This is a genomic window from Rossellomorea aquimaris (assembly GCF_008180865.1).
Lineage (GTDB): Bacteria > Bacillota > Bacilli > Bacillales > Bacillaceae_B > Rossellomorea > Rossellomorea yichunensis.
Window position 1 is genome coordinate 409,642 of record NZ_VTEX01000004.1, and the last position, 22,194, is coordinate 431,835.

Consider the following 22,194-nt stretch of genomic DNA (forward strand, 5'->3'; position numbering starts at 1 on the left):
CCTATTCCCCCCCTCTTTCGGCAAGATATCTCTCGACGCTTTTTATCATTTGTTCTTTTGATAACCCCAGTTCTTTCATGTTTTTAATGAACAACTCGATTACTTCCTCTTGGAGCTTTTCGTTCAAAACCGAAAGAACCTCTTCCTTTTCCGTGACAAATGTTCCCTGCCCTCTCCTCGTCTCCACAATGTCCATCCTCTCTAATTCGCTATACGTACGCTGAATGGTATTTGGATTCACCCCGGATTGAACGGCCATTTCCCGGACAGAAGGCAGTTTGTCACCGGGAGATAATTCTTTTCTTACAATCTCACGTATGATCCGATCAGCTATTTGGAGGTATATCGGCTTGGAGGCTGTATATTCTTCTGTCATGTATTACACCTCAACCTTACGATCTAATAGCCAGCAGGAAATGATAAATACGATTATCATGATCATTCCTTCAAACACAAACGGCAGCAAGGGCAGCTGGATCATTTCAGGCTCAAAACCGGCATTCGCCTCATTAGAACCAATCGAGAGAAAGACACCCGAACTCACTTCAACTGTAAAAGCATTGAAGAGTATTTTTTCCACCCATTTAATGCTCATAAGAAATGCAACAACACTTTGATACACAATGATAAAACCAGCTACAAAAATCCATCGTATATTCTTGATGGATGGAAACTTTGAAAGTGAGTGGTAGAAGGTCCACAAGAAAATCGTCCATCCGGAAAAATATAGGCCAACTACTGTTACTCCTAAATTAAATAGGATTCCTTCTTTGATTGGCCAATAGGAAAAAAGAGAGTCTTCAGGGAAGACAGCCAAGGTGATAACACCTAAAAGATCCACTAATAGAAGTGACGCCGTAGAATAAATAATGGCAATAATCAGTTTCGGCAATAAAAGAATGAATCCACTATACGGACTATGGAGCCAAAGCTGCGTCTTTCCTTCCAATCGAAGCATGGACAGAACAATGCCCGGTAGAAATGCAAAGTGAAATACACCGATCATGATAATGAATATTTGAACGATTATTGGCTCGTTGACAAAGTTTCCGATCACCATTCCTATGATGTAAATCAGAAAAATTATGCCAATCCATCCATAGAACCAAACCTTGGAGGTTTTAAAGTCTTTCCAAAGAAGACCTTTAAATGCCTTCATACTTGCACTCCTTCATAACGCGTTTTAGTGTTCTAGTTAGATAGTACACTATGACACATTATACCGTCAATACCTTATTCACCTAATTAATGGAATTATTTTTTTGCTGGTGTGTTTAGTGATAAGAGGAGAAGAGGAGGGGAAATGAAAAAGAAAAAATAACTTCGGATTGAGGAAGAAGATCAACTAATATTGGAAGTCTGCTATTATTCATTGATCCTTCTCAACAAAAAAGGACTGAATCCGAAAATGGATCCAGTCCTTACAATTACATGACCATTATTTGTCTTTTACTCTTTTGATTTCAATATGCTTTAACAGCTGGTTCATCACATGACTTGCTGCAATAAGACCTGCAACCGATGGGACAAATGCGTTTGAAGAAGGGGGAAGCTGGGCTTTACGAATCTTTGCATCATCTTTCCCTACTTCTTTTCTGATATCTTCACGGATGACGATGGGACTCTCATCAGAGAAAACAACCGTTACACCTTTTTTAATGCCCTCTTTCTTCAGGCGGGTCCGGATCACCTTTGCGATTGGATCCGTATGAGTCTTGCTGATATCGGCAATCTTGAAGCGTGTCGGATCGGTTTTATTCGCCGCTCCCATGCTCGCAATCAATGGGATATCGCGCTTTAAACATTCTTTCATTAAGTGTATTTTATACGAAATCGTATCAGAAGCATCTATTACGTAATCCAATCCTTGATTGAAGAATTCTTCGTAGGTTTCTTCCGTATAGAACATCTTCAAGGCGATGACTTCACAGTCCGGATTAATATCCATGATGCGGTCTCTCATCAGATCGACTTTCGGCTGACCTACTGTAGAAAGCAATGCATGAACTTGACGGTTCACGTTTGTAATATCCACATCATCTTTATCCACTAATACAAGACGGCCTACACCTGACCTGGCTAAAGCTTCAGCTGCAAAGGATCCCACTCCCCCGATTCCGAGTACTGCCACCGTGCTATTCTTAAGGGTTTGAAGACCTTCCTTACCGATCGCTAGTTCATTTCTTGAAAACTGGTGTAGCAAAATAATCAACTCCATTATAAGTATTCAACTAGGTTTATACTGAATTAGAATAAAGGATAGAGAAACGAAAATCAATATGAAATGTTGTCCTCCTCTATCGTTTACCCTATTAAGAGAAGGTTTAGACTCAACAAAAAAAGCCAGGCTACTTTGAGCCTGACTCTTCATTTATAGGATCTTCAATTAAAATCGTATTTGGACGAGTCCCAATCGTGCCGCCGCCATCATTTCCTTCGTTTTGAACCCGCTCTCGGCAGGTGGGTGCTTTATTCCACTATTTGTTAGTCCTCGGCATGAGGCATGAACTCCTAGCAGAAACGTCAAGCTCCCAAAGTTTGAAGTGTTCGGTCAAAACTGTTAGGTAAAAACGTCGCACACATCAGGACTCGTTTGTGATTGTTTAAATAATATCATATCACCTTGATGATTTCAACGAATGTCCCCCGGAACTTATTTACATTATTCTACATCCAGCGACAAAGATAACTCTTTTAATTGAGCTTCACTCACTTCACCAGGAGCATCCGTCAATACACAGCTTGCACTCGCCGTTTTGGGGAAGGCAATCGTATCGCGGAGATTTGTGCGTCCTGCAAGAAGCATGACTAAACGGTCGAGACCAAGTGCAATTCCACCATGTGGAGGTGTTCCATATTCAAAGGCTTCCAATAGGAACCCAAACTGCTTTTTTGCTTCTTCTTTTGAGAAACCAAGAACTTTAAACATCTTTTCTTGAATATCACGCTCATAAATCCGAAGGGATCCCCCTCCAAGTTCGTACCCATTCAATACAAGGTCATATGCTTCGGCACGGACAGAAGAAGGATCCGTCTCGAAACGTTCCAGGTCTTCTCTCACCGGCATTGTGAAAGGATGGTGGGCAGCATAATAACGATTCTCGCCTTCATCAAATTCAAACAACGGCCAGTCGGTCACCCACAAGAAATTGAATTTTGTTTCATCGATAAGTTTCAACTCTTTTCCTAATTTCAGGCGAAGAGCACCGAGGGCATCTGCCACTACTGATTTTTTATCCGCAACGAATAGCAATAAGTCTCCCGATTCTGCATTTGCTGAAGCAGAGATTTGCGATGCATCCTCTTCTGTTACAAATTTGGAAATAGGTCCTTTTAAGCCTTCTTCTTCTACCTTTAACCAGGCAAGTCCTTTTGCACCGTATCGGGAAACAAACTCTGTTAACCCATCGATGTCTTTACGGGAATACTGGGAAGCACCGCCTTTTACGTTGATCAGTTTCACCTGACCACCGCTTGCTACTGCGCCTGCGAATACTTTAAATCCGGATTCCTTCACGATTTCCGATACATCGATCAGTTCCATTTTAAAACGAGTATCCGGTTTGTCAGAGCCGTATCGACTCATGGCATCATCATACGTCATTCTTTGGAATGGTAATTGAACATTGTGATCCTTCACATCGTTCATCAGTTTCTTCATCATATCTTCTACAAGGGTAATGATTTGCTCTGTATCCATGAAACTCATTTCCATATCAATCTGAGTGAATTCCGGCTGACGATCTGCTCGAAGATCTTCGTCACGGAAACAGCGGGCAATTTGGTAATAACGGTCGAAGCCGGATACCATCAGCAATTGTTTGAAGATTTGCGGTGATTGTGGCAGCGCGTAAAATTCACCTTGATGAACACGGCTTGGCACTAAGTAATCACGGGCACCTTCTGGCGTACTCTTTGTTAAAATCGGTGTTTCTACATCCAGGAACCCATTTTCGTTCAAGAAGGTACGGAACGATGTCGTCACATTATGACGCATTCTCAACGTTTCCATCATCGCTGGGCGGCGAAGGTCTACGTAACGATATTTCAAGCGGACATCTTCCGACACTTCCATTTGATCATCAACCATGAAAGGAGGGGTCTTCGCTTCATTTATGATTTGAACCTCTTCTACATGAATTTCAACTTTCCCGGTTCTCAGGTTAGGATTGACGGTTCCTTCTCCTCTTGCCACGACAGTACCTGTCACACTAAGTACATACTCATTACGAATTTTCTCCGCAAGGGCGAGGGCTTCTTCTGATAAATCCGGATTAAAGACGACTTGTACGATTCCTTCTCTGTCACGAAGGTCGATGAAGATTAATCCACCCAGATCCCTTCTCTTTTGTACCCAGCCTTTAATCGTTATTTTTTCACCGATGTATGATTCTGTGATGTCTCCGCAATATGCTGTTCTTTTTGTCATCATGTTCTCCTCCTTGTCAAAATCAACGGGTTCTATTTACCAAGTTTGCTTTTCACATTCTCTACAAAACGATCAAGACTTACTTCTTCCTGCTCACCAGTAGACATATCTTTCAGGTTGATTTTATTTTCCTGTAATTCATTGTCGCCAATGACGGCTACATATTTCGCTTCATAACGGTCCGCTGCTTTAAATTGACCTTTTACCTTGCGATCCAGGTAATCCTTTTCTGATGAAATTCCCACCTGTCTTAAATTGTGAAGAAGCTTTACTGCATAGTCCTTCGCTTCTTCTCCCAGTGAAACGATAAAACAATCGACGCCTTGCTCGATTGGAAGTTCAACGTTTTCAGCTTCCAGTGCGGAAAGTAGTCTTTCAATACTAAAGGCAAAACCGATTCCTGGAGTTTCCGGACCACCGATCATTTCCACCAATCCATTGTAACGTCCTCCACCACAAAGGGTCGTGATGGCTCCAAATCCTTCTGCGTCACTCATGATTTCAAAAGCTGTGTGATTATAATAATCAAGGCCGCGAACAAGAGTCGGATCGACCACGAATTCAACATCCATCCCTGTTAGGTACGTTTGGACTTTTTCAAAATATGCTTTTGATTCGTCGTTTAAGTAATCGAGAATCGAGGGTGCTGTAGACATTAATTCATGGTCACGGTCTTTTTTACAATCCAGAATGCGTAATGGATTCTTCTCTAAACGATTCTGACAGTCTCCGCAGAATTCACCGATTCTTGGTTTAAAGTGATTGATGAGGGCTTCTCTGTGAGCATTTCGACTACCCGTATCGCCAAGACTATTAATGACTAACTTTAATTGAGTAAGTCCCAGTTTCTGATAAATCCCCATTGCCAATGAAATCACTTCTGCATCAATCGCCGGGTCTTCACTTCCCAATGCCTCAACCCCGAACTGTACAAATTGGCGGTAGCGGCCGGCTTGTGGTCTTTCGTACCTGAACATTGGACCGGAGTAAAAGAGCTTCGTTGGTTGATTTGGATGCCCGAACATCTTATTTCCTACAAAGGAGCGAACAACAGAAGCGGTTCCTTCAGGTCGGAGCGCCAAGCTTCTGCCTCCGCGATCTTCAAACATATACATTTCTTTTTGCACGATATCCGTCGTATCCCCTACTCCTCTGGTAAACAACTCGCTCGCCTCAAAGATTGGTGTGCGGATTTCTTTATACTGATAGGCGTGGCAAAGATTCTTCGCCACTTCCTCTACATACTGCCATTTTTCTACTTCACCTGGTAGAATGTCCTGTGTACCTCGTGGAATCTGAATGGACAAGTTGATTTCCTCCTTTTATCTAGCACATTGATATTTATGTAAATAAAAAAAGCCCTCAATCCCTTGTATATCATACAAGGGACGAGAGCTGTTATTCCCGTGGTGCCACCCTAATTGAAGCCTATAAAGACCTCCACTTAGCCAGTTAACGCCTGGTACGTTCATCTCCTACTAAAGATACTTTTTCAGAGAGAAACCTCCTGAGTGTTCATTCACTAAGTCACATTGTAGAAATGCTCTCAGCCAAGGCATTTCCTCTCTTTACACGTGGGTATCAGCTACTATGCTCGATCAACGGTTTTTGTAAATGTTATTTTATTTCTATAATGATACGGATGCCGTTAGTTCATGTCAAGAGGTTAAAGAAAATTTCGTTACGATCTCTCCATTTTCTTTTTCAGTAGCTTAACTTCTTTCAACGATAATCCGAACTCGGAAGCAAGTTCCACGTTTAAGGCATCTTTCTCACGTTCTAGAAACTGATGAAAATCTACACCGAACAGCTGGTTATCACCATTTGCATTCATAAACCCTTTTTCACTTGACCTCATTTCCATCACCCTTTCAAAACAATCCTTAACTCTATCATTTCCAATTACCTATTTTTATTTCGTTTTAGAGGAATTTAATTTTTTTTATCGTATTAAACCCTTAAGGGATTTTTTCGATAAATCGTCGAAATTTTGATCAATATCTAAGTGAAAAGATCCGATATTACTATGGGTGTTTGTATTTCTAACAGGAGGTGAAGATGATTAAGAAAATAATTGCATCAATGCTGATTGTGCTCATGATCATTCCTTTTCAGTCACTCGAAGCTGATTATGCACATGCAGAAACAGGCACGGCCACGATCAGTGTTTCGACTCTGAATGTCCGTACGGGGCCAGGACTCAGTTACCCGGTTCTGACGAAGGTACATAGAGGGGAAGAGTACAGTATAGTAGACACACAAAATGATTGGTATAAGGTCAGGACCGATAGTGGTGAGGGCTGGGTAGCCGAATGGTTAGTATCAGTAGAATCTGCCGCTTCCGATGTTTCTCCCAAACAGGAAGGACGGGTTAACACCGATGGGTTACGCGTCAGAAAAGGGCCAAGCACCTCTGAAGGAGTCGTGACGGTTTTAAACACGGGTGATAGAATATCCGTTTCCGACGAAGAGGGTGAATGGCTACTCATCGAATGGGGAAATGAAAGCGGCTGGGTGCATGAGGAATACGTGTCGGAAAACAACACAACTTCTTCCCCATCGAAAAAAAGTGAGAATAAACAAGGTATCATCACCGACAACTCCCTTAATGTTCGAACCTCCCCTTCTCTTCAAAGTTCCGTCCTGGGAGTATTAAATAAGGGTGATCACGTAGATGTAACAGGAAGTGTCAGCGGGTGGTACGAGATTCAATTTGGCAGCGACAAGGCATGGGTGAACGATGCATATGTAGAATTCTCTTCGAGGGCTGATGAAGAGGAGCCTTCTTCCCCGTCCACAGATCTTATTGGAATCATTACGGTTCACGGTTTAAATGTCCGTGATGAAACCTCTTTAAACGGGAGTGTCGTTGGAAAGGTCTCAAAAGGGGAGAAATATTCCTTATTAAAAGAGAAAAACAATTGGTATCAGATTGAGCTCTCAAATGGGAAAAAGGGCTGGATTGCCGGTTGGTATGTCCAAAAAACCGTTACTGCCTCCGCTTATGAGAGTGAACCATCTTCAGAAAATGAAAACGTCACAATCCTTTACAACGGTACAAATATCAGAAGTGAAGCAAACGCCCGGGCAAGCGTCATCGAACGGGGCTCAAGTGGTGACACCTTCCCCGTTATCAGCAAAAACGGAGATTGGTATGAAATTGAATTAGAGGACGGCAGTGCAGGTTTTGTTGCCGGCTGGGTGGTGTCCATCCGATCCAGCACCGGGGAAAACACTACTCCTTCACGCAAGCGGAGCGGCGGCTTACAAGATAAAGTCGTGGTGATTGATCCGGGGCATGGAGGCAGGGACAGCGGAACGACGGGAGCAAGTGGGACATTGGAAAAGCTCCTTACCATGAGAACCGGGGAACTCCTTGCCGAAAAGCTAAAGAGCGCTGGAGCCAAAGTGGTCTTAACAAGGAAAAACGATGAATATCTTTCATTACCATCAAGGGTATCATTATCTCATTATTATCAGGCTGATGCCTTTATCAGCCTCCATTTTGACAGCATTCTAGATTCCTCTATCGTCGGACATACTACCTACTATTATCAAGGTCACCAGGAAGAACTGGCAGAGGAAATTCATGGAAGCCTTGCAGATCGGTTACCGACGAAAGACCGGGGTGTACGGGTAGGAGATTATCACGTTGTTCGTGAAAACAATCAGCCGGCTGTCCTTTTGGAGCTTGGATTCTTAAGTAATCCGGCAGAGGAAGCCAATGTCAATACACAGTACTTTCAAGACCTGGCGGCAACGGCAATCTATCATGGATTAGGGGATTATTTCTCCGACTGATGCTGCGATGTGAACAACATGCTATATGAATAAAATAAAGAAAAGCTGATCCTGCAAATTGCAGGATCAGCTTTTCTTTATTTACTTTCTATAATTAACGTAACAGGACCATCATTCGTTAAATTCACGTCCATCATGGCTCCAAATACGCCCGTTTCAACTTTGATACTTTTTTCTTTTAATACCTTATTAAAGTAGTCGTAAACAGACTCTGCGTGATCGGGCTTCGCTGCATTCATGAAGTTTGGCCTTCTTCCCTTACGAGAGTCCCCGTAAAGAGTGAATTGAGAGATGGAGAGAATCTCGCCTTCTACATCCAGCAAAGAATGATTCATCTTCCCCTCTTCATCTTCAAAAATACGCAGGTTCACTACTTTGTCTGCAACATAACGAGCATCTTCTTCCGTATCTTCATGGGTGATCCCCACGAGCAATACAGCACCTGAACGAATGGCTCCCTTTACTTCTCCATCAACAGTGACGGAGGCTTCTTTACTTCTTTGCAGTACAACCTTCATAAAGAAATCTCCTTTAGTTCATGATTCTTCTTACAGCATAAATATCTGAAATTTGTTTAATTCTTTCCACGACTTTGTGTAAGTGGGATATATTGTGAATCGAAATGGACATATTGATGGTTGCCACTTTATTTCGATCGGATTTTCCACTTACGGCCGATATATTCGTCTTCGTCTCGTTTACCGCCTGAAGCACTTCATTCAAAAGGCCTCTGCGATCGTAACCGGAGATTTCAATATCCACATTGTATTCTTTACGGTCATTTCTATCACTTTCCCATGACACTGGAATAAGACGCTGCTCTACTTCATCAGCCATAACGTTTGTACAGTCAGCACGATGCACAGAAACCCCACGGCCTTTCGTGATAAAACCTACGATCTCATCCCCTGGAACAGGGCTGCAGCAACGGGATAAACGAATAAGAAGATTGTCAATGCCCTCTACCTGGACACCGGCATCTTTTTTACGTTTGACCGGTTGGGCATTCAATTCCTTCATCGTTTCTTCCAGGCTGTCTTCCTGTTCACGTTTTTTCCGGTCTCTCTCCGTTAAGCGGTTGGCGATTTGAGCTGCCGTAATCCCGTTATAGCCAACGGCTGCATACATATCTTCTTCATTTGAAAAGTTAAACTTCTCAGATACACGTTTAATATTTTCAGGAGTAAGGATTTCTTTCACATCGAAATCTTGATTCTTGATTTCTTTTTCTACTAAATCCCGGCCTTTTTCAATATTTTCTTCTCTTCGCTGTTTTTTGAAGAATTGCTTGATCTTATTCTTCGCTTGGGATGTTTGCGCAAGCTTCAACCAGTCCTGACTGGGGCCGTAAGAATGCTTGGACGTGAGAATTTCAATGATATCCCCCGTTTTCAACTTATAGTCAAGAGTGACCATCTTACCATTTACCTTGGCACCGATCGTTTTGTTACCGATTTCAGAGTGAATACGATAAGAAAAGTCTATCGGAACAGATCCCGATGGAAGCTCAAGTACATCTCCTTTAGGTGTGAACACAAAGACCATATCAGAGAAGAGATCAATCTTAAGAGACTCCATGAACTCTTCCGCATTGGCAGATTCGTTTTGGAACTCTAATATCTCCCTGAACCATGAGAGCTTCTTCTCGAAGGATACCGTTTCGTTCGCTTCTTTTCCTTCTTTATATGCCCAGTGTGCCGCCACACCGTACTCAGCGATTTGGTGCATTTCAAGCGTTCTGATTTGCACTTCAAGAGGATCCCCTTTTGGACCGATGACAGTTGTATGAAGAGATTGGTACATATTAGGTTTTGGCATGGCAATATAGTCTTTAAACCTGCCAGGCATTGGCTTCCAACACGTGTGGACGATTCCCAAAACGGCATAGCAATCCTTAATGCTATCTACTACCACACGTACTGCCAATAGATCATATATTTCATTGAACTGCTTGTTTTGAAGGGCCATTTTACGATAAATGCTGTAAATATGCTTAGGTCGTCCAGAAATTTCCGCCACGATTTTCACGTCGCCTAACTTATCCTTAACCTCATTGACAACGTCCTCTAAATACTCTTCACGCTCCGCACGCTTTTTCTTCATAAGATTGACTATGCGGTAATACTGTTGAGGATTTAAATACCTCAACGACGTATCCTCTAATTCCCACTTAATCTTCGAAATCCCTAATCGATGTGCCAATGGAGCGAAGATTTCAAGTGTCTCATTTGCAATTCTTCGCTGCTTCTCTTGTGGCAAATGTTTCAACGTTCTCATATTATGCAGACGATCTGCCAATTTAATCAGGATGACACGGATATCCTGGGCCATCGCCACAAACATTTTCCGGTGATTTTCAGCCTGCTGCTCTTCCTGTGACTTGTATTTAATCTTTCCAAGTTTTGTGACCCCATCTACAAGCATGGCCACTTCAGCATTGAATGCTTCCTCGATTTCCCCAAGAGAAACACCGGTATCCTCCACTACATCATGAAGAAAACCGGCAGCGACGGTTGACGGATCCATTTCCAGATCCGCGAGTATTCCCGCTACCTGGATGGGATGAATGATATAGGGTTCCCCAGACTTACGATACTGCTCACTATGTGCATCCCTTGCATACTCATAGGCTTTCTGAACCATCTCTACATGCTCATCATTTAAATATTCTCTTGTTTTATCAATAACCTGTTCAGGGGTTAGTACTTGATCTTTAGCCATGATCAAAATCACCTTTGTATTTTAATATATTTCACTAGTGTTCGATTTTAATGATTGTTACTATTATCAAAAAAAAATAGGGTTATGTAAAGGGGTTAGAATAAAATTCTCAGATTTCATCTATTTTTGTCGATAATTGTCGATGAGAAAAATTTCACATCTATCATCGATTTGACCCTTCCAAATAAAAAATAAGGGCTGACATTCAAAACCAGATGTCAGTCCCTTAAGTTAACAGTATATCACATATTATATACGTGTATGAGAATTGATAAACAATATTAGTATTGCATTAATGTAAGAATATCATAGTTGTCGAGCTTGTCGCGTCCATCCAGGTACGTTAATTCGATTAAGAATGCTGTACCGGCAACAATTCCACCTAACTCTTCTACAAGCTTGATGGTAGCTTCGATCGTGCCACCCGTTGCAAGCAAGTCGTCCGTGATAAGAACTCGTTGTCCAGGCTTGATTGCGTCTTTATGAATCGTCAGAGCGTCTTTACCGTACTCTAATCCGTATTCTTTTTGAATCGTTTCACGCGGTAACTTACCAGGTTTACGTACAGGAGCAAAACCCACTCCCAAGGCATACGCCACTGGGCATCCAATGATGAAGCCTCGTGCTTCCGGCCCCACAACCAGGTCGATCTGTTTCTCTTTTGCATACTCTACGATTTGATCTGTCGCGTATCTATATGCATCACCATTATCCATTAATGTAGTGATGTCTTTAAACTTAATTCCTTCTTTAGGCCAATCCTCAACGATCGTAACATATTGTTTTAAGTCCATGCTTTTACTTCCTCCTCAATTGTAACAGACTCTTCTATCCTTTCATTAAACCAAGTCTTCAACTCTTGATAGGAAGAATATAACAATTCGTTTTCAAGCTCGTATTGTTGTTGTTTCTTCTGATATGTTAGAGATTCAGAAAGATCTTTCTTGGTTTTCTCAGGATTGAGAGAAATAAATCCATTCACTATTGTAACAAACTTCAAATCAAAAAACACCTGTGACATGAAATCTATTGTTTCTTTTGACCAGCCTTTGTATTTCGCCAGGTCATCACCATGTTTATTTAAATCAAATGAACCACGCTTTGTTAAAAATCCATAGTACCATTTGAAATGATCACGGGTTGGCATCGTACTGAAAAAATGATCTTCTTCCTGGAAGAAATGAGCATAGATCCGATGTGGATGACCTTTCTTCAATAGCTCTTCAAGTATTGGTTTGGAAGTGGGCAGATCCAGAAGAACCAGGCTTGCCTTATCGGTTGCAAGTCCTTCAAGTGATGAACCATCCTCAAGAAGCGTCACTTCATCTTTTTCCAGACTCAGCTTTTCTATAGTAGCCGGATTAAAACAAATAATTATTTTTTTTTCTTCAGGGATAAGCCCATTCCATTTATGCACTTGTTTAATCCCGCGAACATCAAATAATTGCCAATGATCAATTTTCACATCTTGTAAAAACACCTGAGGCTTTTTGCGATTATTCCATTCATTAATCGATAATTCACCTATAACAGAGGCATTCGAAAATGGGGTCATATGATCGGCCAGTTCTCCCAATCCAAACCCGACACCGTCCAATTGTACACCTTTGTCTTCTAAGACCAGCTTCAGATGATTTTGTGCAGATCCGATTTTTTTATAGTGTTCGATGCTTACATTGTCTATGATCCACTTCGGTTTTGGGTTATGCATCCCAAAAGGGGCCAGAAGCTGAAGCTTTTCAATCGACTCTACGGAGATTTCGTCCACTGTAACAGAAGCATCAAGCTGTGTGACCGGTATAAAGTCATCTTCCGTTAATTCAGTCGAAGCCAACTCATTTAATCGATTTCTGAACTGGGCTACATCGTCTAACTGTAAGGTCATACCTGCAGCCATCGGATGTCCTCCAAAATGGGGCAGAATATCACGGCAGGTTGATAAATTCTTGAACAGATCAAACCCTGCGATACTTCTTGCCGATCCCTTTGCTGTTCCCTTTTCAGAGTCAAAGCTGAGCACGATGGTCGGACGGTAAAACCTGTCGACTAAGCGTGAAGCTACAATACCGACTACTCCAGGGTTCCAGCCTTCTTTCCCGATTACAAGTACAGCGTTATCCTTCAGGGGAAAATCATTCTCCACCATCTCAACCGCTTCTTCGGTCATTTGAGACACGATCGCCTGTCTTTCTTTATTCAAGCTGTCAATTTCTTCAGCCAGGGCCTTTGCTTCCTCGGCATCTTCTGTAAGCATAAGATCAACGGCAGGATCTGCATCCCCTAACCGGCCGACAGCATTTATACGGGGAGCAATCATGAACCCAATGGATTCTTCCGTAATTTCCTGCTGTTGGGCATTTGCAATCCTGCATAATGCTTTGATTCCCAATCGGTTTGAAACCCGTAGCTGGGCAATCCCACGCTTGGCCAGAAGGCGATTTTCTCCTCTTAATGGTACTAAATCGGCAATGGTCCCAATCGCAGCAAGGTCAAGCAGGTGGACAGGGAGTTCCCCGTAAAGGGCATGAGCCAGTTTGAATGCCACCCCTACTCCTGCCAGTTCTCCAAATGGATAGGTGGTACCTTCGACCTTTGGATGAATCAAAGCAAACGCCGGAGGTAATTCCGGTCCGGGTTCATGGTGATCTGTAATGATCAAATCTATATCCAGTTCTTTAGCCAATTTTGCTTCATTCACAGCGGATATTCCCGTATCTACTGTTATGATGAGTGTGAATTCCTCTTCCTTTGCCCAGCGAAAGGCACCTTCATTAGGGCCATATCCTTCGCTGAACCGATTTGGGATATAGAATTCCACCTCTGCACCAAGGTCCCTTAACACTGTCATCAATACTGATGTACTGCTTACTCCATCAGCATCGTAGTCACCATAAACAAGAATCCTTTCCCCATTTTCAATGGCTTTATGGATTCTTTCCGTTGCTTTTTTCATATCTTCAAATAGAAATGGATCGTGAAATGAATCGCCTGTATCAAATAGAAAATTCCGGGCTTCTTCTACGTCGTCCAGGTCCCGGTTGATTAATAATTTCGCCACAAGCGAAGGTACTTTTAATTCATTTTCAAGTTCTGATATTTTATGTTGATCTGATTCTGTCATCATCCAACGTGTTTTTGAGTTTAACATACGTTCACCCCTCAGCCTTACTCATTATACAAAAAGGAAGGTGTGGTTTCAATCTTAATAGAAGGAGGGGTTTTTTCTTATTCAATAAAAAAACAGCCTGGTGGCAAATCCACCAAGCTGTTTACTCCCCTGTTTCCCCTACTGAGCCGGGAGCACTCTTTTTCAAAGGGACTTTTTCTGCCTTTTCTTTATGCATACTTTCAGCCTGTTCTTTTAACAGTAAATTTTCTTTCTCTAAAGCCTTTACTTTTCGTTGGACGACGAATAATCGAAACAATCCAACCGACCCGATAATGATTCCCCCCATGAATACAGATCCAAGTATAACTAATATAAGAGGCCAATCAGCTTCACCAAAGAAATAATTGACGGTGACAGGATCTACATTGATGACAGCGAAAACGGAAACAACCAATGCAAAGAAAATACCTAATAATAATGTCCACTGAAATTTCATCGGATTCCCCTCCTTATGATAAGTCTATTTGTTCATCCCTTTCTTCAGAAGCCGGATTGTACGGATTAATATGAATGAATACATCATTCACATTGGACTCCTCCAGAAGTTTCTTCTTTACCTGCTTCCCGACGCGATGACCATCCTCGACAGTCTTATGCGGATCTACACTGATTTTCAAATCAATGATGACGTAATGCCCATGTTCCCTGGCATGGAGTTCATTGATTTCCTTCACTTCAGGTACAGAGTCCACTATTTTACAAAAGGGTACGATATCCTCCTCGTGCATGACGTGATCCAGCGTATTATGTATGGATTCAGCTCCCAAGTGCCAAGCCATCCTGAGGACAAGGAGTGAAACAAAGATACCGGCTACCGGATCGGCGTATACAAGAAAGCCTACATCGAATTTCCCCCCGAGGATGGATGCGGAAATCCCGACAAGTGCGGCAATGGATGAAAAGACATCTGAACGATGCTCATATGCATTGACGATCAAAGCATCACTCTTTATTCTTTTACCCAATCGATATTTGTATTGAAACATTGCTTCCTTTACAATAATGGAAAAGATGACGGCATAGATAGCAATCGCTGTTGGAGGTGTTAAAGGATGAAAGAAAGATTCTATGGACGATTTTCCAATCTCAATCCCGACTAAGAACAATAAGACTGCCACAATGATTGCTGCTATCGACTCGGCCTTCCCGTGTCCATATGGATGATCCTGATCAGGAGGCTGCTTAGCTGCACGTAATCCGATAAAGACGGCGAGAGACCCTGCAACATCCGAGGCAGAGTGAACGGCATCTGCAATCAACGCTCTACTATTCCCTAATATACCGGCTCCCCACTTAATAACCGCCAGTACAATATTCCCTATAACACCAATCATTGCAGCTATTTCAGCTTTCCTAAAACGGTCTTCATGATTCAAGCGGTGTCGCCTCCTTTCAACTATTAGTATTGTAACCCAATACCGTAAAAAAACAAAAAAAGACAGGTCCGGGGAGAAGCTCTCCCCGGACCCATTCATACTCTTATACTTGCGGTTCGTCTGACCACGTCTTCTTTTCTTTTACGGTTTTGATCGTACCTGTTTTCTTCAGTTCTCTCTTCTTCAACACAAGCCAAACCTGAGAGGCAATGAATACAGAAGAATACGTACCTGAAATCAACCCGACCAATAAGGCAATGGAGAAGTTACGGATGGACTCACTACCAAAGAACATGAGAGCAAGAACTGTAAACACCACGGTTAATACGGTATTCACCGAACGGCCCATCGTTTGTCTGATACTTTGGTTCACGACATCTTCTATATCTTTATCCGTTTTCAGCCTGCGCTTCTTATGAAGGTTTTCCCTCAGCCGGTCAAAGGTAACGATCGTATCATTTATCGAGTAACCGACAATGGTTAAGACTGCTGCGATAAATGTAAGATCTACCTCGAGTCTTGTTAAACTGAAGAAGGCAATGATAAAGAATGCATCATGCAGGAGTGCAAGGATCGCACCGGCTGCCATTCTCCATTCAAAGCGGAACGTCACATAGATGACAATCCCGATCGATGCAATCGCTACAGCGATCATCGCATTCTTAGCAAGCTCTTTCCCGATAACTGGTGAAACGGTGCTGATGCTTGGTTCCGCACCGTACAGTTCGTTAAATCGGTCCTTTAATGCCGCAATCTCATCTTTGTTTAAATCTTCCGTATAGCGAACGACGGCGATATTCCCATCGTCCCCTGAAATCACTACATCTTCAGAAGGCAATTTCATTTCTTTCAATTCATCTTGAATCTCTTCTGTCTTTAAGCTTTGATCAGCAAGGATTTCCATACGTGAACCACTCACGAAGTCAATCCCTAAATTCAATCTGAAAATGGCCAGGATGATGATTCCTGCCGTGATCAGGATAGCTGATAATCCGAAGAATTTTTTGCGCTGTGCAGCAAAATCAAAGCGATCGAAACGAGTTGGCAGATCCAGCGTATCGTAATTTTCCGCCAGGTCTTTGATTTCGTTTTTGTTCACGCCGAACCAGCCTGGTTTTTTATTAAAGAAGCGACTGTTTACCCACAGTCCCAGTAATAAACGTGAACCCCATACAGCAGTTACGAAGCTTGTCAGGATACTGACAATCAACATCGTTGCAAATCCTTTTACAGAGCTTGTTCCATATAAGAAAAGTACCGTTGCTGCAAGTATCGTTGTTACGTTAGCATCCAATATCGTTAAGAACGAAGATTTATTACCCGCTTGGAAGGCTGAACGAATAGGCTTTCCAACGCGCATTTCTTCTTTGATCCGTTCATAGGTAATGATATTGGCATCGACGGCCATACCGACCCCAAGGATGAGGGCTGCAATTCCAGGCAGTGTCAGGACCCCATTCATTAAATCGAAAATCAATAGAATTAAGTAAATATAAACTGAAAGTGTAATCGTAGCAATCAGACCCGGGAAACGGTAATACGCAATCATGAATAAGAAGATGATCGCAATCCCGATGATCCCTGCAGTGACTGTTTTATCAAGTGCCTGCTGACCGAACTTTGCCCCCACAGAAGTTGAATATTTTTCATCCAGCTTTACAGGGAGTGCTCCTGCATTCAATAAGGAAGCAAGATTCTGAGCACGCTCAACGGTGAAATTCCCTTCAATGATGACTTCATCGGAGTTGATCGGCTGTCTTACAGCGGGATCCGACAAGAATTTCGGATCTTCTTTCCCCACTTCCGCTTGATAAGAATCTTTTCCTTCCTCGAAATCAAGCCAGATCACCAGCTGATTTTGCGGAGCCATTGCAGATATCTCCTTCGTCAATTCATAGAATTTTTCACGATCTTTTAATTTCAAGGAAACGATTGGATTGTTCTTGTCATCAAAGGTTTGCTTCGCAGAACCGGATGCAAGATCCGAACCATCCAACCGGACTTTATCATTTACGTCGCGGAACGACAGGTTGGCTTGAGTGGACAAGATTTCTCTTGCTTCGTTTTGATCTTCCACCCCCGCTAATTGAACACGGATCCGGTTTCCATCTTCAATTTGGATATTAGGCTCACTGACACCCAATACGTTAATACGCTTGTCCAATGCATCGGCTGTATTGGACACCGTTTCTTTCGTAATTTCCTGCCCCTTCTTAATCGGTTGAACTTCATATAGAACTTCAAATCCGCCTTGCAGGTCCAAACCTAATTTAATGTTATCGACAATACTCTTCGTTGTTCCTCCCATAGTACCTGCAAGTAATACCACAAGTATAAAGAAGGCAATTATTCGGCCACGCTTTACCATTATGTATAGATCCTCCTTGCCGTTTTAAAAACCATACGAACTATGTGCTTCAAAAAGTAATATAATTCCTAAAAACTTCAGGCATTCTCATTATCTATGAGAAAGAAAAAGGTGTCAATTTCTTTTCGGGCTATTTTCCGTGCTTATTCGGACGAAGAAGTTCGTTCAATTCATCTTCATTCACATCTGCAAACCAATTGGGAGACCTGTATGCTTCAATCGTTTCAAAGCTCATATACTCCCCGGGTTTAACCGTTAACACATCACTCACTAGCTGAAAGAATTTCACATCCGTTTCGGGTTTCTTCCATTTCTTCTTCGTTAAGTAGGACCAAAGTCGGCCGACGTCTGCTTTTCCATAGCCAAGAATTTCAAATTCTTCTACTTTGCTTATTAGTGCTGGTTCTAACGATTCATAGAAACGATCATAAGGATGCTGATTATTCTTCATTCCCCGTTCACCCCATCTGGGCTAAATATAGCCGGAATTGTTCACTACTTGTCATGCTTTGTCCACCCTTGTGCATATACATCATTGTATACGATAATACCAATTTTGAGAAGGCAGGGAATTTTATGTCAAAATTTCTTAAGGGCACTATGATCTTAATGATGGCAGCCTTTATTACTAGAATATTAGGGTTTGTAAACCGGATCGTCGTCGCAAGATTCATCGGTGAAGAAGGCGTCGGTCTTTTTATGATGGCTTTTCCGACCCTGATCCTTGTCATCACCATCACTCAACTGGGCCTTCCCGTAGCCATCTCAAAAAATGTGGCTGAAGCTGAATCCAGGGGGGATATCCGGAAGGTAAAAAAAATATTGGTGGTTTCCTTATCGATCACACTCGGGCTTTCCATCATTTTCACACCGGCTCTCATTCTGCTTGCTCCGTACTTGACCGAAGCTTTATTTACAGATGATCGAATCTATTATCCTTTAGTTGCCATCGCTCCAATCATTCCGATTGTAGCAATTTCCTCTGTCATCAGAGGGTATTTCCAGGGAAGACAGAACATGAAGCCTTCTGCTTATTCCCAGGTCATTGAGCAAGTGGTCCGGATTACGTTGATTGCCGTATTAACGAAAACTTTCCTTCCATATGGGATTGAATATGCAGCCGCTGCTGCCATGGTGGCGTCAGTATTAGGAGAACTCGCATCCCTTCTTTACCTTTTCACCAGCTTCAAATTAAAGAAAAAGTTCAAAATCAGACGAAATTTCTTCACCTCGATCCGAAACGGCCGTGAGACGTTTAACGAATTGATGAGTGTGGCCTTGCCTACGACCGGGAGTAGAATGATCGGGTCGATTGCCTGGTTTTTCGAACCGATCGTCGTTGTCAACAGCTTAGCCCTTGCTGGAGTGGCGGCCGGGATGGCAACGAAGCAGTATGGATCCCTTACAGGGTATGCGCTGCCTCTCTTGTTCCTCCCGTCATTCATTACACTCTCATTATCTCAATCTCTTGTACCAGCCATAAGCGAAGCCAATTCTCAAAAAAACTTCACATTAATCGAGCACAGGCTCCAACAGGCGCTGAGATTCTGCTTGATTACGGGAGGCATATCCGTTGTCATCCTTTATGTTTATGCCAAGCCTCTCATGCAGGTGATGTACGGGAGCGAGAGTGGTGCAGGTTTCTTAATGATTATGGCCCCATTCTTTATATTTTATTACTATCAAGGGCCCCTGCAAGCTGTTCTCCAAGCTCTGAACCTTGCAAGAGCCGCTATGATCAACAGTTTGATAGGAGCTGTGGTGAAAACCGGGGTCATCTTCATTCTTGCCTCTCAACCCGCATTTGGCATCAATGGCGCTGCTCTCGGTATTGTAACAGGATTTATGCTCGTTACCTTGCTTCACTTCATGACCATCCTTAAATATATCCCGATGACGATTTACTTAAGGGATTACTTAAAGACCGGATTCGTACTGATTGCCACAGGATTATGGGCTCATTATTCGTATCTATACTTATTCAGCAGTGACGGCCTCGTGTTCCGCTTATTGTTTGGAGTCATGTCTTCAACGATTGTATACCTTCTCCTCTCCATCGGCCTTAAGCTTATCGTTAAAAATGACCTTGCACGCATTCCATTCATCCGCCGATTTATTACGGTATAACCATCACACAAAAACTCCTCAACATGTTGTTGAGGAGTTTTTGTGTGAACGTTGACAAATAAGACTAATGATTTTTTTCGTCAATATAGAATTGCCCATTCTGAAAGCTGCAGAATGAAATTTCTTGTATATTTTTAAAGCCTCTATCCCTCATTTCCTTTCGTAACCAGAAAACCGTTTTCCCGATCATATCCAAATGAGTGGTTTGGACCTCGCCATCTAATATCAACGGCAAAGTCATGGACTGAGAACCTTCCTCCCCATCTTCTTTCTTTAATACCGATAATTTCCCGGAAGGTTCCAAGATTGCAAACTCCACATCTGCCAGATTGAAGATATCCTTTTCTCTTAATTGCAGGAGTAAATCATCATAGTTATACCTCTGTTTTTTCATCATTTTATCGTCGATTTTTCCGTTATGGATGATAACGGATGGTTTCCCATCCAACAGTTCACGAAACGGTTTGGACCTTAGGGAAACCCATGCAAATACGATTTGTATCAATACAATGACCCCCATTGGAAGCAACGTGTGGATGATGGGGTCCTTAGGTTGTTCAATGGCCATGACAGCCATCTCGGCAATCATGATAAAGACCACTAAATCGAGTATGCTCAGTTCACCGATCTCTCTTTTTCCCATGATTCGAAAAATAAAGATGATCAAAAAATAAAGAAAAAGAGTGCGTATAATAATTAGGAAATATTCCTCCACTACTTTTCCCCCTCATACATTCGTCTTTTGTAGTATCGACAGATAGAGAAAATTAATGGGAGGAATATTTATCCACCTAAAAATGGCTGAATATATTTGAAATACACATATATCGTTGAAACAGCAAGGGAGATCAACGTCACGGGTACACCAATAAGTAAATATTGATAGAACTTGATATGTACATCTTCTTTCGATGCCAGTCCTGCAATCACAAGATTTGATGAAGAACCAAGCAATGTACCGTTCCCGCCTAAACAAGCACCCAGAGCCAACGACCACCATAATGGATCCATATTGACCATACCGAATTCACCAAATTCCTGGATGACCGGAATCATGGCAGCTACAAATGGAATGTTATCTACAATGGCAGACAATATACCGGTTCCCCACAAAATGACGAATGCCGTTTTCTTCATATCTCCATCTGTTAACCGCAAAATTTCCCGGGCGATTTCATCTATGAATCCCGCTTCTTCGATCCCTCCCACAAGAAGGAATAAGCCCATAAAGAAAAACAGCGTTCCCCACTCCACCTCTTTTAATATCGATTCCGGAGGATAAATCTTTTCGAGAAGCAGCATTAACAGGACAGCCCCGGCAAGGGAAACGGTCGTCACATCGAGATGAAACATCGGATATAAAGAAAATCCGACCAACACCAGGCCAAGCACAAACAGAGACTGAAGGAGCCCCCTGTCTTTCTTTAAATACTCCTCTGCCTTAATTCCTTTCAGGAGTAACTTTCTGTCTTCCTTTACAAGGAGGACTTCTTTGTAAAGGACACACATGATAAGTAAAGTAACGACGTAAACCATCAAAACGACGGGTAATAAATTTTCAATAAATGCATTAAACGTAAAGTGTTTTACCGCTTGACCGATCATCATATTAGGCGGGTCGCCAATTAAAGTCGCCGTTCCGCCAATATTACAAGCGAGGATCGTCATGATGAGAAAAGGGATGGGAGGAAGTTCAAGAAGCTTCGTCAGTTTAAAAAGGATCGGAACTAATAACATGGCAATCGTTACGTTAGCCAAAAAGGCAGAGCCAACCGCAGCCAATAAGGAAAATAGGGTAAGAAGAGCCAGTCCATTCCCATTCACCCATTGTGCGAACCGGATGGCGATATATTCAAAGAACCCCGTTTTACTCGTCAACGTTACAATTAACATCATGGAAAAAAGCAGAGTGATGGTTTTCCAATCTATATACGTAAACAACGCCTTCTCAATGGGAAAAGCCCCAATTAAAAGCATGGCAACACCGCCTGCCATGGCAGCGAGTACCCGGTTCCATTTCTCAGTTATCAGCAGGATGTATACAGAAACAAACACAATCAACACGATCATCGGAGACATGGTCACACCCCCTCCTTCTCCAGGAAGTTTCATACTAGTCTATGAGGCTTGACCATGAAAAATTTCTAGTCTTTTTCATGGGATGGATGAATATGCTTGTACTATCACATGAATAAAATTTAAT

General features: G+C 42.3%; 18 protein-coding genes, 1 other RNA gene and 1 other annotated feature. Of the genes, 2 read left to right on the top strand and 17 right to left on the bottom strand.

All coding sequences use genetic code 11. From position 1 onward, the window contains the following. Nucleotide 1: 1 nt before the first annotated feature. From FZC88_RS17430 to FZC88_RS17460, 7 genes are all read right to left on the bottom strand, one after another. Nucleotides 2–376 (bottom strand): GntR family transcriptional regulator, encoded by a 375-nt coding sequence (locus FZC88_RS17430; protein WP_148969779.1) that lies wholly within the window; start codon nt 374–376, stop codon nt 2–4. Nucleotides 377–379: 3 nt separating this feature from the next. Further along, a complete protein-coding gene (locus tag FZC88_RS17435) occupies nt 380–1,159 on the bottom strand; it encodes a hypothetical protein (RefSeq protein WP_148995805.1) in 780 nt (259 codons plus the stop codon). Between the two features lie 279 nt (nt 1,160–1,438). Next, nucleotides 1,439–2,203: a tRNA threonylcarbamoyladenosine dehydratase gene (locus FZC88_RS17440; protein WP_148995806.1), complete on the bottom strand. Its 765-nt coding sequence runs from the start codon at nt 2,201–2,203 to the stop codon at nt 1,439–1,441. 199 nt (nt 2,204–2,402) lie between these two features. Continuing rightward, a non-coding RNA gene (ssrS, locus tag FZC88_RS17445) (6S RNA) lies at nt 2,403–2,592 on the bottom strand. Between the two features lie 70 nt (nt 2,593–2,662). Beyond that, nucleotides 2,663–4,429, bottom strand: coding sequence for an aspartate--tRNA ligase (aspS, locus tag FZC88_RS17450; RefSeq protein WP_148995881.1), 1,767 nt, complete (start codon nt 4,427–4,429; stop codon nt 2,663–2,665). A 32-nt stretch (nt 4,430–4,461) separates the two neighbouring features. Continuing rightward, nucleotides 4,462–5,736, bottom strand: coding sequence for a histidine--tRNA ligase (gene hisS, locus FZC88_RS17455; RefSeq protein ID WP_148995807.1), 1,275 nt, complete (start codon nt 5,734–5,736; stop codon nt 4,462–4,464). A 74-nt stretch (nt 5,737–5,810) separates the two neighbouring features. Continuing rightward, nucleotides 5,811–6,040: a binding site (T-box leader), on the bottom strand. 70 nt (nt 6,041–6,110) lie between these two features. Further along, nucleotides 6,111–6,287, bottom strand: coding sequence for an RNA polymerase subunit sigma-70 (locus FZC88_RS17460; protein ID WP_113971304.1), 177 nt, complete (start codon nt 6,285–6,287; stop codon nt 6,111–6,113). Between the two features lie 200 nt (nt 6,288–6,487). Here FZC88_RS17460 and FZC88_RS17465 point away from each other — a divergent pair, with 200 nt between their 5' ends. Then, entirely contained in the window at nt 6,488–8,230 is a 1,743-nt protein-coding gene (locus FZC88_RS17465) for an SH3 domain-containing protein (protein WP_148995808.1), read from the top strand. Between the two features lie 77 nt (nt 8,231–8,307). Here the strand turns inward: FZC88_RS17465 and dtd are convergent, their stop codons facing one another. The 8 genes from dtd to FZC88_RS17505 all read right to left on the bottom strand — a co-directional run bounded on the left by dtd (nt 8,308) and on the right by FZC88_RS17505 (nt 18,315). Beyond that, nucleotides 8,308–8,748, bottom strand: a complete 441-nt coding sequence (gene dtd, locus FZC88_RS17470) for a D-aminoacyl-tRNA deacylase (RefSeq protein ID WP_148969784.1) — start codon at nt 8,746–8,748, stop codon at nt 8,308–8,310. 13 nt (nt 8,749–8,761) lie between these two features. After that, nucleotides 8,762–10,951, bottom strand: a complete 2,190-nt coding sequence (locus FZC88_RS17475; RefSeq protein ID WP_148969785.1) for a RelA/SpoT family protein — start codon at nt 10,949–10,951, stop codon at nt 8,762–8,764. 281 nt (nt 10,952–11,232) lie between these two features. Then, nucleotides 11,233–11,745, bottom strand: coding sequence for an adenine phosphoribosyltransferase (locus tag FZC88_RS17480; RefSeq protein ID WP_044339542.1), 513 nt, complete (start codon nt 11,743–11,745; stop codon nt 11,233–11,235). Next, entirely contained in the window at nt 11,736–14,099 is a 2,364-nt protein-coding gene (gene recJ / locus FZC88_RS17485) for a single-stranded-DNA-specific exonuclease RecJ (RefSeq protein ID WP_148995809.1), read from the bottom strand. Before recJ ends, FZC88_RS17480 begins: the two co-directional genes overlap by 10 nt. A 121-nt stretch (nt 14,100–14,220) precedes the next feature. After that, nucleotides 14,221–14,556 carry a LapA family protein gene (locus FZC88_RS17490; protein WP_148969787.1) on the bottom strand — a complete coding sequence of 112 codons (336 nt, stop codon included), beginning with the start codon at nt 14,554–14,556 and terminating at the stop codon, nt 14,221–14,223. A gap of 13 nt (nt 14,557–14,569) precedes the next feature. Next, nucleotides 14,570–15,454 (bottom strand): cation diffusion facilitator family transporter, encoded by an 885-nt coding sequence (locus FZC88_RS17495; RefSeq protein ID WP_262371954.1) that lies wholly within the window; start codon nt 15,452–15,454, stop codon nt 14,570–14,572. A 145-nt stretch (nt 15,455–15,599) separates the two neighbouring features. Continuing rightward, complete coding sequence (gene secDF, locus FZC88_RS17500) at nt 15,600–17,864, bottom strand: protein translocase subunit SecDF (RefSeq protein WP_148969789.1); 2,265 nt, start codon at nt 17,862–17,864, stop codon at nt 15,600–15,602. Between the two features lie 130 nt (nt 17,865–17,994). Further along, on the bottom strand, nt 17,995–18,315 hold the full coding sequence (locus FZC88_RS17505) for a post-transcriptional regulator (protein WP_148969790.1): 321 nt from the start codon (nt 18,313–18,315) through the stop codon (nt 17,995–17,997). Between the two features lie 125 nt (nt 18,316–18,440). Here FZC88_RS17505 and spoVB point away from each other — a divergent pair, with 125 nt between their 5' ends. Further along, the gene (gene spoVB / locus FZC88_RS17510; protein WP_148995811.1) at nt 18,441–19,991 is read left to right on the top strand and encodes a stage V sporulation protein B; all 1,551 of its coding nucleotides are present in this window, start codon (nt 18,441–18,443) and stop codon (nt 19,989–19,991) included. 64 nt (nt 19,992–20,055) lie between these two features. Here spoVB and FZC88_RS17515 read toward each other — a convergent pair whose 3' ends face one another. Continuing rightward, a complete protein-coding gene (locus FZC88_RS17515; protein WP_262371931.1) occupies nt 20,056–20,706 on the bottom strand; it encodes a DUF421 domain-containing protein in 651 nt (216 codons plus the stop codon). Between the two features lie 68 nt (nt 20,707–20,774). Next, entirely contained in the window at nt 20,775–22,070 is a 1,296-nt protein-coding gene (locus FZC88_RS17520) for an ArsB/NhaD family transporter (RefSeq protein ID WP_148995812.1), read from the bottom strand. Between the last annotated feature and the right edge of the window lie 124 nt (nt 22,071–22,194).

Coding starts and splice junctions, on each gene's coding strand:
- recJ (WP_148995809.1), bottom strand. CDS start 14,099: ATGTTAAACTCAAAAACACGTTGGATGATGACAGAATCAGATCAACAT.
- FZC88_RS17475 (WP_148969785.1), bottom strand. CDS start 10,951: ATGGCTAAAGATCAAGTACTAACCCCTGAACAGGTTATTGATAAAACA.
- aspS (WP_148995881.1), bottom strand. CDS start 4,429: ATGACAAAAAGAACAGCATATTGCGGAGACATCACAGAATCATACATC.
- FZC88_RS17460 (WP_113971304.1), bottom strand. CDS start 6,287: ATGAGGTCAAGTGAAAAAGGGTTTATGAATGCAAATGGTGATAACCAG.
- FZC88_RS17465 (WP_148995808.1), top strand. CDS start 6,488: ATGATTAAGAAAATAATTGCATCAATGCTGATTGTGCTCATGATCATT.
- FZC88_RS17480 (WP_044339542.1), bottom strand. CDS start 11,745: ATGGACTTAAAACAATATGTTACGATCGTTGAGGATTGGCCTAAAGAA.
- FZC88_RS17435 (WP_148995805.1), bottom strand. CDS start 1,159: ATGAAGGCATTTAAAGGTCTTCTTTGGAAAGACTTTAAAACCTCCAAG.
- FZC88_RS17505 (WP_148969790.1), bottom strand. CDS start 18,315: ATGAAGAATAATCAGCATCCTTATGATCGTTTCTATGAATCGTTAGAA.
- FZC88_RS17495 (WP_262371954.1), bottom strand. CDS start 15,454: ATGATTGGTGTTATAGGGAATATTGTACTGGCGGTTATTAAGTGGGGA.
- secDF (WP_148969789.1), bottom strand. CDS start 17,864: ATGGTAAAGCGTGGCCGAATAATTGCCTTCTTTATACTTGTGGTATTA.
- spoVB (WP_148995811.1), top strand. CDS start 18,441: ATGTCAAAATTTCTTAAGGGCACTATGATCTTAATGATGGCAGCCTTT.
- dtd (WP_148969784.1), bottom strand. CDS start 8,748: ATGAAGGTTGTACTGCAAAGAAGTAAAGAAGCCTCCGTCACTGTTGAT.
- FZC88_RS17430 (WP_148969779.1), bottom strand. CDS start 376: ATGACAGAAGAATATACAGCCTCCAAGCCGATATACCTCCAAATAGCT.
- FZC88_RS17520 (WP_148995812.1), bottom strand. CDS start 22,070: ATGTCTCCGATGATCGTGTTGATTGTGTTTGTTTCTGTATACATCCTG.
- FZC88_RS17490 (WP_148969787.1), bottom strand. CDS start 14,556: ATGAAATTTCAGTGGACATTATTATTAGGTATTTTCTTTGCATTGGTT.